Raw genomic sequence first — 12,796 nt, forward strand, 5'->3', positions numbered from 1 at the left:
GATTTCCGTTGGCAAAGACCAAGACCGTTTACACCTGTACCGAATGCGGCGGCTCCGTGCCGCGCTGGCAGGGGCAGTGCCCGCATTGCCAGCAATGGAACACGCTGGTCGAGAGCGTGCCCGAGACGCCGTCGGCGCGGCGCTTCCAGCCGCTGGCAGCCTCGAGCACGGTGCAGCGGCTGTCGGAAATCGAGGCGTCCGACGTGCCGCGCTTTACCAGCGGCATCGAGGAATTCGACCGGGTGCTCGGCGGCGGGCTGGTCGCCGGCGGCGTGGTGCTGATCGGCGGCGACCCCGGCATCGGCAAGTCCACGCTGCTGCTGCAGGCGCTGGCGAATCTGGCGGCCAGCCGGCGCGTGCTCTATGTCAGCGGCGAGGAGTCGGGCGCGCAGATCGCGCTGCGCGCGCAGCGGCTCGGCATCGACAGTCCGAGCCTGGGGCTGCTGGCCGAGATCCAGCTCGAGAAGATCCAGGCGACGCTCGACGCCGACAAGCCCGAGGTCGCGGTGATCGACTCGATCCAGACGCTATACTCGGAGGCGCTGACATCGGCGCCGGGCTCGGTGGCACAGGTGCGCGAATGCGCGGCGCAGCTGACGCGGATTGCCAAGAGCAGCGGCACCACCATCATCCTGGTCGGCCATGTGACCAAGGAAGGCAGCCTGGCCGGGCCGCGCGTGCTCGAGCATATCGTCGACACGGTGCTGTATTTCGAGGGCGACACGCATTCGTCGCACCGGCTGATCCGCGCATTCAAGAACCGCTTCGGCGCGGTCAACGAGCTGGGCGTGTTCGCGATGACCGAGCGCGGCCTGCGCGGCATCAGCAATCCGTCGGCGCTGTTCCTGTCCCAGCATGAGCAGACCGTGTCCGGGTCCTGCGTGATGGTCACGCAGGAGGGCTCGCGCCCGCTGCTGGTCGAGATCCAGGCGCTGGTCGATGCGGCGCACGTGCCGAATCCGCGCCGCCTGGCGGTGGGCCTGGAGCAGAACCGGCTGGCGCTGCTGCTGGCCGTGCTGCACCGCCACGCCGGCATCGCCTGCTTCGACCAGGACGTGTTCCTCAATGCGGTGGGCGGGGTCAAGATCACCGAGCCGGCCGCGGACCTGGCGGTGCTGCTGTCGATCCATTCGTCGATGCGCAACAAGCCCTTGCCGCGCGGACTGGTGGTATTCGGCGAGGTGGGGCTGGCCGGCGAGATCCGCCCAAGCCCGCGCGGCCAGGACCGGCTGCGCGAGGCCGCCAAGCTGGGCTTTACGCAGGCGGTGATCCCGAAGGCCAATGCGCCGAAGCAGTCGATCGACGGGCTCGAGGTGATCGCCGTCGAGCGGATCGAGCAGGCGATCGAGCGGGTGCGCTACCTCGACGGCTAGATTTCCGGTTTGTGGGGCGGCCATGCGCGCGCCCGGATAGAGACGGGCCGAAGCACGGCCCTCAACCGAACACCGAGTCCTCGCACAGCGCGCCGAGCAGCGCGGCGATCAGCACCACCGCCGACACGAACAGCCAGCGCTGCGTGCGGCGATACTCGGGCACCTGATCGTCCTCGACCCGCAGCGAACGGAACAACGCCACCACCTGCAGGCCGGCCGCGACGCCCAGCGAGACCTCGACCGCCAGCGACAGCGGATTCCACGCGCCCGGGCTCTCGAAGCTCCAGTAGCGCCAGAAGGCCAGCGTAAAGGCCAGCAGCACGGAGATCGCGGTGATGAACCCCTGGCGATAGCCGACCGGCACCACCGGTACCGAGGGTTTCCCGGCGTTTGCCGAGTTGGCCGCCGCGTCGCGCCGGGCCATGGACGCCGCGGGCGGCGGGGTCGTGCGAAAACGCGGGGCACGCACATCGTTGCTGCGCACCGCGCGCAGCGCATTGCTCTTCATGGGTACTGTCCTCAACCAAGCCGGGGGCGGACGCATGGGGATCGCACGGGATCGCATCGCGCCGACACAATGAACGGCATTGTTCGCGCGATCGCCGGCCTCGGCAATGCAAAGCCGCCGCGCTGCGGCGATCGGCCGCAACGATGCCCCCAGCGCGTGCAGGGGTCATCGCATCGCTGCGACGCGCGCGATGCAAAATCGGTAAGATGGCGCCTGTCCGCGATGCCGGACCACCGCTATCGCCATGCCTTGTCTATCCGGAACGTTCCGGATCCAGTTCACCGCTCTTGTTCACCGCTCTGTCGACCGCCATTCCGCCATGCAAGCGAATTCCCGCGCCTACTTCCTGCTGATTGCCATCGTCTCGTTCGGGCTGGTCGGCTACGCCCTGTATCTGCAGCACGCGCAGGGCTACCAGCCATGTCCGCTCTGCGTGATGCAGCGCTTCGCCTTCGTCGCGATCGGCCTGTTCTCGCTGCTGGCCGCGCTGGGGCAGGGCACCCGCACGCTGTGGCAAGGGCTGGCGATGCTGTCGGGCGTCGGCGGCATCGCGGTCGCCGGCTACCACATCTCGCTGCTGCTCGATCCGAAGGCGAGCTGCGGCATCGATCCGCTCGAGAACTGGGTCAACGCGCTGCCGACCGCGCGCGTGCTGCCGCAGGTCTTCTATTCCGACGGTCTGTGCACCGCGCCGCTGCCGCCGGTGCTGGGCATCTCGATTCCCGGCTGGTCGCTGATCTGGCTGGTGGTGCTGACCGGCGTGCTGGCGGTCGGACTGATCCGGCGCGAGCGCAACTATCGTTGAGCGAGCCCCAGCGGCCGCTCGACAACATCATTGGAGAAACTGGCCGTGTTCCGTTGGTTTGAAAGGCGCATCCACAACTACCCGGATTCGCTTCCCGATACGCCGCCGCAGCACTGGATCGCGTTCATCGTCGATTGCACCGCGGGCGTGCGGCGTTACTTGCTGCTGCTGGTGCTGTGCGCGATGGCGATCGGCATCTTCGAGGCGGTGCTGTTCAGCATGCTGGGCCGCCTGGTCGACTGGCTCGCCGCGGTCAAGCCGCAGCAGCTGTGGTCGACCTATTCGGACCGCCTGCTGCTGCTGGCCGGCATCGTGCTGGCGAGCATCGTCGTGGTGGCGATCTGGAGCATGCTGAAGTTCCAGACGCTGTTCGGCAACTTCCCGATGCGGCTGCGCTGGAATTTCCACCGGCTGATGCTGAACCAGAGCATGGGCTTCTTCCAGGACGAGTTCGCCGGCCGTGTCACCACCAAGGTCATGCAGACCGCGCTGGCCGTGCGCGACGCGGTGATGACGGTTGCCGATATCCTGGTCTATATCGTGATCTACCTGGTGTCGGCGGCGGTGGTGCTGGCCAATTTCGATGGCTGGCTGCTGGCGCCGTTCCTGCTGTGGGTCGTCGCCTATGTCGGCGCATCCTGGTATTTCGTGCCGCGGCTGGCGCGCGTGTCGGCGCACCAGGCCGACGCGCGCTCGGTGATGACCGGGCGCGTGACCGACGCCTACACCAATATCGCCACCGTCAAGCTGTTCTCGCACTCGCGCCGCGAGGCCAGCTACGTGCGCAGCGCGATGCAGGAGTTCATGCAGCCCGTCTATGCGCAGGGGCGGCTGATCAGCGCCTTCGAGATCGTCAACCACACGCTGATCATGATGCTGATCGTGGCCACCACGGGGCTCGCGCTGTACCTGTGGTCGGCCGGCCAGATCGGCATCGGCGCGGTGGCGGCAGCGACCGCGATGGCGATGCGGCTGAACGGCATCTCGCAATGGGCGATGTGGGAGATCGCCGAGCTGTTCGAGCATATCGGCACGGTGCGCGACGGCGTGTCGACGCTGGCGCGTCCCCGGCATATCGAGGACCGTCCCGATGCGGTACCGCTGCGGGTGCCGCAGGGCGAAATCCGCTTCGAGCACGTCGGCTTCTCCTACGGCTCGGGCCGGCCGGTATTCGACGACTTCACGCTGACGATCCGTCCCGGCGAAAAGGTCGGGCTGGTGGGCCGCTCGGGCGCGGGCAAGTCGACGCTGGTCAACCTGCTGCTGCGCTTCTATGACGTCGAGTCGGGCCGCATCCTGATCGATGGCCAGGATATCGCCGGCGTGACGCAGGACAGCCTGCGCGCGCAGATCGGCATGGTCACGCAGGACACCTCGCTGCTGCACCGTTCGGTGCGCGACAACATCGTCTACGGCCGCCCCGATGCCAGCGATGCCGAGATGGTGGCGGCCGCGCGGCGCGCCGAGGCCGAGGACTTCATCCACACGCTGAGCGACCGGGAAGGCCGGCGCGGCTACGACGCGCACGTCGGCGAGCGCGGCGTCAAGCTGTCGGGCGGCCAGCGCCAGCGCATCGCGATCGCCCGCGTGATGCTCAAGGACGCGCCGATCCTGCTGCTGGACGAGGCCACCAGCGCGCTCGACAGCGAGGTCGAGATCGCGATCCAGCAGAGCCTGTACCGGCTGATGGAAGGCAAGACCGTGGTGGCGATCGCGCACCGGCTGTCGACGCTGGCGGCGATGGACCGCATCGTCGTGCTGGACCGCGGCCGCATCGTCGAGCAGGGCTCGCACCGCGAGCTGCTGCAGCGCGGCGGCTTGTACAGCCGGCTGTGGGCCCACCAGAGCGGCGGCTTCCTGACGGCCGAGGAGGCGCTGCAGGAGTAAGCGGCCGGGGCCGCAAAGCCCGCCGGGAAATGGCAGCGCGAAATGGCAGCGCGAAATGGCAGCCGGAAACAGCAGCCGGAAAGGGGCCGGCAAGCGGGGAAGCGGGGAAGCGGGGTAGGGGAGCGGGAAGGGCTCGCGGCGCGAAGCCGCTCGCCCGATCAGGCGATCTGCTCGATCTGCTCCTGCAACTCCAGCCAGCGCTCCTCCAGCGCGGCCAGTTCCCCTTCGACCTCGCCCTGGCGCTTGAGCATCTCCAGCAGCTTCGCCTTGTTGGCCTCCGCATAGCTGGTTTCGTCGGCCATGAAGCCGTCGATCTCGGTCTTGGCCTGTTGCAGTACGGCCATCCGCTTCTCGACCTTTTCCAGTTCCCGGGTCAAGGGTTTGCGCAGCTGCGCCAGCCGCTGCCGTTCGTCGGCCTCGGCGCGGCGCTGATCGCGGCGATTCTGCGCGGGCGCCGCCGCATTGCCGACACCATCGATACCTTCGGCACCGTCGGCCCGATGCGCCGCCGCCGCGGCGTTGCGCTTGGCCGCGGCCTGCTGCAGCAGCCAGTCGCGATAGTCGTCGAGGTCGCCGTCGAAGGGCTGCAGTCCGCCGTCGGCCACCAGCATGAACTGGTCTGTGGTGGCGCGCAGCAGGTGCCGGTCGTGCGAGACCAGGATCAGCGTGCCTTCGAATTGCGCCAGCGCCATCGTCAGCGCCTCGCGCGTATCGAGATCCAGGTGGTTGGTCGGCTCGTCGAGCAGCAGCAGATTGGGCTTCTGCCAGACGATCAGCGCCAGCGCCAGACGCGCCTTCTCGCCGCCCGAGAACGGCTCGATCGGCGAGGTCGCCATGTCGCCGCGGAAATTGAAGCTGCCGAGGAAGTCGCGCAGTTCCTGCTCGCGCGTATCGGGCGCCAGCCGCGCCAGATGCTGCAGCGGCGAGTCGTGGTCGCGAAGCGTCTCCAGCTGGTGCTGGGCGAAGTAGCCGATCTGCAGGCCCTTGCCGTGCCGCAGCGTGCCGGCCAGCGGCGCCAGCGTACCGGCCAGCGTCTTGACCAGCGTCGATTTGCCCTGGCCGTTGGCGCCGAGCAGGCCGATGCGCTGGCCGTTCTGGATCGACAGCGTCAGGCCGCGCAGGATCGTCACCGGCGGCGGCCCCGCGTAGCCGCAGTCGACGGCATCGAGCACCATCATCGGATTGGGGGCGGCATCGGGCTCGCGGAATTCGAACGAGAAGCCGGCCGCGGCGTGCACCGGCGCCAGCCGTTCCATCTTCTCCAGCGCCTTGACGCGGCTCTGCGCCTGGCGCGCCTTGGTCGCCTTGGCCTTGAAGCGGGTGATGAACGATTCCAGGTGGGCGATCTGCTTCTGCTGGCGCGCGTAGGCGGCCTGCTGCTGCGCCATCTGCTGCAGCCGCAGCGTCTCGAACAGGCTGTAGTTGCCGCCGTAGCGGCGCAGCTGCTGCTGTTCGATATGGACCGTGACGTTGCAGATCGCGTCGAGGAATTCGCGGTCGTGCGAGATCATCACCAGCGTGCCGGGATAGCGCGCCAGCCAGTCTTCGAGCCATACGATCGCGTCGAGATCCAGGTGGTTGGTCGGTTCGTCGAGCAGCAGCAGATCGGACGGGCACATCAGCGCCTGCGCCAGGTTCAGCCGCATGCGCCAGCCGCCAGAGAAGGCCGCCACCGGCTGGCCCACTTGCGCCAGCGTGAAGCCCAGGCCCAGCAGCAGCGCCTCGGCGCGCGAGGCCGCGGTGTAGCCGTCGGCGTCCGCGTAGGCCGCGTGCGCTTCGGCCTCGGCGTGGCCATCGCCGCTCTGCTGGGCGGCGGCGATGGTTCGTTCTATCGCGCGCAGCCGGGTATCGCCGTCGATCACGTAGTCCAGCGCGCTGCGCTCGACCGCCGGCGTTTCCTGCGCGACATGGGCCACGCGCCATTGCGCCGGCACCGCGACGTCGCCGCCGTCCGGATGCAATTCGCCGCGCAGCAGCGCGAACAGCGTCGATTTGCCGCTGCCGTTGGCACCGACCAGGCCGACGCGCTCGCCGGGATTGAGCGTCACGCTGGTGTGGTCGAACAGCACCTTGGTGCCGCGCTGGAGTACTAGCTGGTCGATTCGGATCACGAGAGTCTTCTATGGAAAGTCGAGCCCGGCACGAGGCCGGGCAGCGCGCATTTTAGCTTGGGGCGGCGGGCGGTATGCCGCGAGGCTATCGTTGCGCTATCGCGCCCGGCGGGTTTTCGCGCGACAATGCGCCCCCGCCGCCGTTTCGGCCTCCTTTTTGCTGCTTCGTTGTCCCACCGTCAAGGCATGCCCCTCGAGCCCGCTTCCGTCCTCGGTTCAGACCCGGCCGCAACCTGGACCGCCGTCCGCAAGGATTTCGTCGAGCCCGGCACGCGCTGCGCCGGCGCGGGAATCGGCATGCCGGCGGGCAACAAGGGCCACGGCATCGGCTCGGGCCACGCCTATATCCTGCGCGACGCGGCCGGCCGCGAGCATGCGTTCGGACCCGATTGCGCGCTGCGGCTGCTGGGCGGCCATGGCGCGCTCGACGCGGTGCCTGATTTCACCGCGCGCGCGGCCGGCGCCGGACCCTGGCGCGACGACGTGTGGCCGCGCCGCGGCGGGGGCCGGCAACGAGGACGGGACGGCGAACGCGAACTGGCTCGCCAGCATGCCGCCGCGGTCCGCTATCTGCTGCTGCGCATGGACAAGGTTGCCGGCGTGCCGCGCGTGCAGCCCAGCGTCCGTTTCGCTCCGCTCGAGCCGCTGTATGCGGCCTGGCGCGAGCACGGCAAGCTGACCCAGCAGCAGGCCGCCCGAGTGCTGGCGATCGAGCGCAGCCCGTCGACGCCGGCCACGCTGAAGACGGCCAATCTGCTCGACGTCTACACCGCCTACGTGCAGCTGGAGCGCGCGCTGCGCGAGGCGGTGCGGCTGGAGCAGCAGCGCTTCCTGCGCGGCGTGATGGACTGGCTGGCCCGCCATCTGACGCTGACGCGCGCGCAGGGCGAGGCTGCGGGGCTGGCGCTGCATCCGCGCGCGTGGCAGCTGGAGGCGCCGCCGCGGCTTGCGGCGGCAGCGCGGGATGCCGACTGGGACGGCTGATCGGAACCGCCCCGGAGCGGCCTACCGGCGATCGGCGAGATCGAGATCGTCGTACGGCAGGCTGACGTAGATCAGCACGGTCAGCAGCGTGATGAAGAAGCGGAAGGCGTCGGGCACGCCGTTCCATTCCTTCGACATCCACATGCCGAACCATTCGCCGCCGATCGACATGAAGGCGACCTGCCAGGTCAGGAAACCGAGCGTCAGGCCGGCCACCGCCGAGGTCTTGGCGCGATGGAATGCGCGCGGCGATTGCCCGCGCGCGCGCCACAGCGCGATGCCGCCGGCCCAGCACAGCAGCGCGGTGGCCGTCTCGAGCGCGATGATGCCGATGTAGCCGGCGTGATGCAGCACCGGCGAACGGATCGCGCGGTACATGATGCCGTTGCCGGGGAAGGTCGTGTCCATCAGGAACACATGCTGGACGAAGGCGAAGTTGGTGCCGTAGTCGGTGATGTTGCCGAACGACACCAGCGAGGCGAACAGGGCCATGGCCAATACCGCGGCGATCTTGGAATAACGCACGATCATGTCGAAAGTCTCAGGAGCAAGAGACCGCCGGTGCGCCGGTGGGATGGGCGTGCCAACCCCGGGCCGGTCGAACGACGTGGCGGTCGGAATGAAGGGAAGAGGCGGGACCCGGGGAACGGGCGCGAGGGAAATCCGGCTGGAGATCGGGACTGGTGTTACCTGAGACGCGTGGCGGGCCTGGGAAGCCGCGCCGGCCGCGCTGGATCGATCCAACCTTGTGCGGACGGGATTGTACCGGCTGGCGTGTCGCGGCGGAATGGCGTTTAATGCGGTGATCGATCCTGGTCGCCCGGAGAGCCGCCGATGCAGCTGCACGATTGCTTTTCAAGCCGCTACGAGGAAGCCCGCGCGAAGTTCCGGCTCGCGGCCGAGAACGTCGGCGACGTGCCCACGCCGTTCGCGCACCCCACGCGGCGCGGCGCCGAGGACGAGGAACTGGCGATGGACGTCGCCTGGATCGGCCCGCGCGACGCGCGCCATCTGATCCTGGTCACCTCGGCGATGCACGGCGCCGAGGGCTTCTGCGGCTCCGGCGCGCAGATCGCGCTGCTGCACGATGCCGCGCTGCTGCAGCAATGCGCCAAGGCCGGGGCGGCGCTGCTGCTGGTCCATGCGGTCAACCCCTACGGCTTCTCGCACATGCGGCGGGTCAACGAGGACAACGTCGACCTGAACCGCAACTTCATGGATTTCACGCGGCCGCTGCCGCAAAACCCCGCCTATGCCGAGGTCGCGCCGCTGCTGCTGCCGGCGCACTGGCCGCCATCGGAGCAGGACGAGGCCGCGCTGGCGCGTGCGATCGCCGAGCGCGGCATGAGCTGGTATCAGGCCGCCGTCAGCGCGGGCCAGTACGACGATCCGCACGGCATGTTCTATGGCGGCCGCGTGGCGACCTGGAGCAACTACACGCTGCGCCGCATCCTGGCGCGCTACGGCGCGGGACGCACCAGCCTGCGCTGGATCGACATCCATACCGGGCTGGGGCCCTGGGGCTATGGCGAGCCGATCTACATGGGGCCCGACGACGCGCCGCAGCTGGAGCGGACCCGTGCGATCTGGGGCCAGCACGTGACGTCGATGTACGACGGCTCGTCGACCTCGGCCAACCTGACCGGGCTTGCCTGGCACGCCGTTCCGGATACGCTGCCCAATATCGACTTTGCCGGCATTGCGCTGGAGTTCGGTACCTTGCCGCTGCCCGACGTATTGCAGGCGCTGCGCGGCGACCACTGGCTGCATCTGCATCCGGACGCCGACAACACGCAGCGCGCGCTGATCCGCCAGGGCATGTGGCGCGCCTTCTATGGCGACGCCGACGATTGGCGCGAAGGGGTGGTCGAGCAGTGCACGACCGCGGTGCGGGCGGCTGTGGCGGGGCTGGGGGCGCTGGCGGAAGGCTGAGAAACCACCTCCTCTCCCCAGCCCTCTCCCCCTGGGGGGCAGAACATCACCGGCAACGCAGGACCAGCAAAGGGCCCTACAGCCCCGCCGCCTCCAGCGCTTCGTACGTCAGCAGGAACACCTGTTCCTCGCCGGCGCTGACCGTCAGCCAGATCAGTTCCAGATCGGGGAAGGCGGCCTCGACATTGTCGAACTCGTTGCCGATCTCGACCACCAGCACGCCGCCGGGATTCAGCCGGGCGCGTGCGCCGGCCACGATCCGGCGCACCACGTCCATGCCGTCGTCGCCGCCGGCGAGCGCGATGCGGGGCTCGGCCAGATACTCGGCGGGCAGCCGCTGCATGGCGCCTTCGTTCACATAGGGCGGATTGCTGAGGATCACGTCGTAGGTCGCGCCCGGCGGCAGCGGCGCGTACAGGTCGCCGTGATGCAGATGGATGCGGTCCTCGAGCCCATAGTCGGCGACATTGCGGCGCGCCACCTCGAGGGCATCGGCCGAGATGTCGACCGCGTCGATCGTCGCGTGCGGCCAGGCCTGCGCGGCCAGGATCGGCAGGCAGCCCGAGCCGGTGCACAGCTCCAGCACCGGTCCGATCGCATCGACATCGCCGACCCACGGGTCCAGTCCGTCCTGCAGCAGCTCGCCGATGAAGCTGCGCGGCACGATCACGCGCTCGTCGACATAGAAGCGTTGCCCATGCATGTACGCCTCGTGCGTGATGTAGGCCGCCGGCACGCGCTCGTCGACGCGGCGGCGGATCACCTCCATCACCGCGGCAATCTCCTCGGGCAGCAGCCGCGCATCGAGGAAGGGCTCGAGCGTATCGAGCGGCAGATGCAGCGTATGCAGGATCAGGTAGACCGCCTCGTCGTAGGCGTTGTCGGTACCGTGGCCGAACGACAGGCCGGCCTGGGTGAAGCGCGACACCGCCAGGCGCAGCAGATCGCGGACGGTGGACAGGGGAGAGGCGTGAGCCATGGCGAAGGAGAGGTCAGGGGTCGATCGGTGCGGCGCGATGACAGTGGCGCGGCCGGGGCGGGTCGCTCAGGCGATCAGCCGTTCCAGCACGCCGCGATAGATGTTCTTCAACGGCTCGATGAAGCGCACGTCGACGTGCTCGTCGATCTTGTGGATGCTTGCATTGGGCGGACCGAACTCGATCACCTGCGGGCAGATCTTCGCGATGAAGCGTCCGTCCGAGGTGCCGCCGGTGGTCGACAGTTCGGTCTGCACGCCGGTCTCGGCGGCGATCGCCGCGGCCATCGCCTCGGACAGCTCGCCGCGCGGCGTCAGGAACGGTTCGCCGCCCAGCGTCCAGTCGAGCTGGTAGTCGAGCCCGTGGCGATCGAGGATCGCGTGCACGCGGGCCTTCAGCTGCTCCGGCGTGCTGGCCGTCGAGAAGCGGAAGTTGAAATCGATCGTCACGTGGCCGGGGATCACGTTGGTCGCGCCGGTGCCCGCGTGGATGTTCGACATCTGCCAGGTGGTCGGCGGGAAATACGCGTTGCCTTCGTCCCAGCGCTCGCCGACCAGTTCGGCCAGCGCCGGCGCCGCCAGATGGATCGGATTGCGCGCCAGGTGCGGGTAGGCGATATGGCCCTGCACGCCCTTGACGGTCAGCTTGCCGGACAGCGAGCCGCGCCGGCCGTTCTTGACCATGTCGCCGAGCGTGTCGACCGAGGTCGGCTCGCCGACCACGCAGTAGTCGAGCCGTTCGCCGCGCGCCTGCAGCGCCTGCACGACCTTGACGGTGCCGTCGTGGGCCGGGCCTTCCTCGTCGCTGGTGATCAACAGCGCGATCGAGCCGGCATGGTCCGGATGAGCCTGCAGGAATTCCTCGATCGCCACCACGAAGCCCGCGATCGAGGTCTTCATGTCGGCGGCGCCGCGGCCGTACAGCTTGCCGTCGCGATGCGTCGGCTCGAACGGCGGCGAAGTCCATTGCTCCAGCGGGCCGGTCGGCACCACATCGGTGTGGCCGGCGAAGGCCAGCAGCTTGCCGCCGGTGCCCAGCCGGCCGCGCTTGACGGCCCACAGATTGGTCACGCGAAACGAGTCCGGGCCGCTGACCAGCGATTCGCAGGTGAAGCCGAGCGCGGACAGCCGCGCCTGCAGCACGGCCTGGCAGCCTTCGTCGGCGGGAGTCACCGACTGGCGGCGGATCAGGTCTTCGGTCAGCGCCAGCGTGGGATTGGCGGCGGGCGTTGCGGGGGCGTTGGCGGTCATGGTGCGGCGGTGGGGAGGCGGTCAGGCGGTGAGGGGATCAAGCGGCGAGCGAGCTCAGCCGTGGAAACGTTCGGCGTACTGGTCCGCGGCAAAGCCGACCGCGACCGTGCCGTCATGCTCGAGCACCGGCCGCTTGATCAGCGAGGGGCTGCGCTGCATCAGCGCGATCGCGCCGTCGGCGTTCTCGGCCAGCGCCTTGTCGGCGTCCGGCAGCGCGCGCCAGGTGGTGCCCTTGCGGTTGAGCAGCAGCGACAGCGGCACCTGCTTCAGCCAGCGGCGCAGCATCGTCTCGTCGACGCCCTGCTTCTTGAAATCGTGGAAGGCGTAGTCGACGCCGTTGGATTCGAGCCAGGTGCGGGCTTTCTTGACGGTATCGCAGTTCGGGATGCCGTAGAGCTGGACGGTCATGGCGAATGAAGAATGAAACGTTGGCAGGGGTGGCGACGGTGACGCAGTCGCGATGGCGCGGACCGAAGCCCGCTTCAGCGCAGCAGCAGATTGATGGCGATCACCAGCGCCGGCAGGCCCAGCGCGAAGCCGGCCATCGCCACCGCGGTCATCAGCCGCAGCCGGCGGTCCAGCCGCGCCGCTTCCTTGCGCAGCGCATCGATCGTGATCGCATGCTGTTCGGCCAGCAGCTTGACGTTCTCGGCCTGCTGCATCGCGGCCGTTTCCAGCTCGGCGACACGCGCCGCGAGCTGGCGCGCCTGCGCCTGCGGATCGAGCGCCGGCGTGCCGTCGCCGCTGTCGGCCGGCTCGTCCTTGCGCTTGCTCTTCTTGAGCTTCTCGATGGTCTTGTTGGCCTGCTCGAGAATGGTCGGCAGCAGGGACAGCACGGTGCTGACGGTAGCGGGGTCCAGGGCCATGAATCGCTTGCGAAGGGAGGGCACGGGTCACCTCACGTGGGAGCCGGTGCGGTGCGCCGGTCGGGGCGAGGGGGGCGGAAGAAGCGACAGCGGTGGCGGCACG

Annotated in this window: 12 protein-coding genes; 5 read left to right on the forward strand and 7 right to left on the reverse strand. The window is 68.9% G+C overall.

Annotation, left to right across the window (positions count from 1 at the left end; all coding sequences use genetic code 11):
* Positions 1–8 precede the first annotated feature (8 nt).
* Entirely contained in the window at positions 9–1,373 is a 1,365-nt protein-coding gene (gene radA, locus FOB47_RS16255; protein WP_174781544.1) for a DNA repair protein RadA, read from the forward strand.
* A 61-nt stretch (positions 1,374–1,434) separates the two neighbouring features.
* Here the strand turns inward: radA and FOB47_RS16260 are convergent, their stop codons facing one another.
* Complete coding sequence (locus tag FOB47_RS16260) at positions 1,435–1,881, reverse strand: hypothetical protein (protein WP_315904144.1); 447 nt, start codon at positions 1,879–1,881, stop codon at positions 1,435–1,437.
* Between the two features lie 319 nt (positions 1,882–2,200).
* Here FOB47_RS16260 and FOB47_RS16265 point away from each other — a divergent pair, with 319 nt between their 5' ends.
* Positions 2,201–2,686: a disulfide bond formation protein B gene (locus FOB47_RS16265; RefSeq protein ID WP_006577845.1), complete on the forward strand. Its 486-nt coding sequence runs from the start codon at positions 2,201–2,203 to the stop codon at positions 2,684–2,686.
* Positions 2,687–2,731: 45 nt separating this feature from the next.
* Positions 2,732–4,573: an ABC transporter ATP-binding protein gene (locus tag FOB47_RS16270; RefSeq protein WP_174781545.1), complete on the forward strand. Its 1,842-nt coding sequence runs from the start codon at positions 2,732–2,734 to the stop codon at positions 4,571–4,573.
* Between the two features lie 158 nt (positions 4,574–4,731).
* Here FOB47_RS16270 and FOB47_RS16275 read toward each other — a convergent pair whose 3' ends face one another.
* Entirely contained in the window at positions 4,732–6,684 is a 1,953-nt protein-coding gene (locus FOB47_RS16275) for an ATP-binding cassette domain-containing protein (RefSeq protein ID WP_174781546.1), read from the reverse strand.
* 186 nt (positions 6,685–6,870) lie between these two features.
* On the opposite strand from FOB47_RS16275, the gene FOB47_RS16280 reads away from it, so the two are divergent.
* On the forward strand, positions 6,871–7,668 hold the full coding sequence (locus FOB47_RS16280) for a hypothetical protein (protein WP_174781547.1): 798 nt from the start codon (positions 6,871–6,873) through the stop codon (positions 7,666–7,668).
* 21 nt (positions 7,669–7,689) lie between these two features.
* On the opposite strand, the gene FOB47_RS16285 is transcribed toward FOB47_RS16280, so the two are convergent.
* Complete coding sequence (locus tag FOB47_RS16285) at positions 7,690–8,199, reverse strand: DUF2165 family protein (protein ID WP_174781548.1); 510 nt, start codon at positions 8,197–8,199, stop codon at positions 7,690–7,692.
* 303 nt (positions 8,200–8,502) lie between these two features.
* Between FOB47_RS16285 and FOB47_RS16290 the strand changes: the two genes are divergently transcribed.
* Complete coding sequence (locus FOB47_RS16290; protein WP_053821646.1) at positions 8,503–9,600, forward strand: M14 family metallopeptidase; 1,098 nt, start codon at positions 8,503–8,505, stop codon at positions 9,598–9,600.
* A 76-nt stretch (positions 9,601–9,676) separates the two neighbouring features.
* On the opposite strand, the gene prmB is transcribed toward FOB47_RS16290, so the two are convergent.
* The 4 genes from prmB to FOB47_RS16310 form a co-directional block, all read right to left on the reverse strand.
* Positions 9,677–10,579: a 50S ribosomal protein L3 N(5)-glutamine methyltransferase gene (gene prmB, locus FOB47_RS16295; RefSeq protein WP_053821647.1), complete on the reverse strand. Its 903-nt coding sequence runs from the start codon at positions 10,577–10,579 to the stop codon at positions 9,677–9,679.
* 66 nt (positions 10,580–10,645) lie between these two features.
* Positions 10,646–11,827 carry a succinyl-diaminopimelate desuccinylase gene (gene dapE / locus FOB47_RS16300; RefSeq protein WP_053821648.1) on the reverse strand — a complete coding sequence of 394 codons (1,182 nt, stop codon included), beginning with the start codon at positions 11,825–11,827 and terminating at the stop codon, positions 10,646–10,648.
* Positions 11,828–11,881: 54 nt separating this feature from the next.
* Positions 11,882–12,235, reverse strand: a complete 354-nt coding sequence (locus tag FOB47_RS16305; RefSeq protein ID WP_053821649.1) for an ArsC family reductase — start codon at positions 12,233–12,235, stop codon at positions 11,882–11,884.
* Positions 12,236–12,309: 74 nt separating this feature from the next.
* Positions 12,310–12,693 carry a hypothetical protein gene (locus FOB47_RS16310; RefSeq protein WP_174781549.1) on the reverse strand — a complete coding sequence of 128 codons (384 nt, stop codon included), beginning with the start codon at positions 12,691–12,693 and terminating at the stop codon, positions 12,310–12,312.
* Positions 12,694–12,796 lie beyond the last annotated feature (103 nt).

The organism is Cupriavidus gilardii (genome assembly GCF_013347325.1).
Taxonomy (GTDB): domain Bacteria; phylum Pseudomonadota; class Gammaproteobacteria; order Burkholderiales; family Burkholderiaceae; genus Cupriavidus; species Cupriavidus gilardii.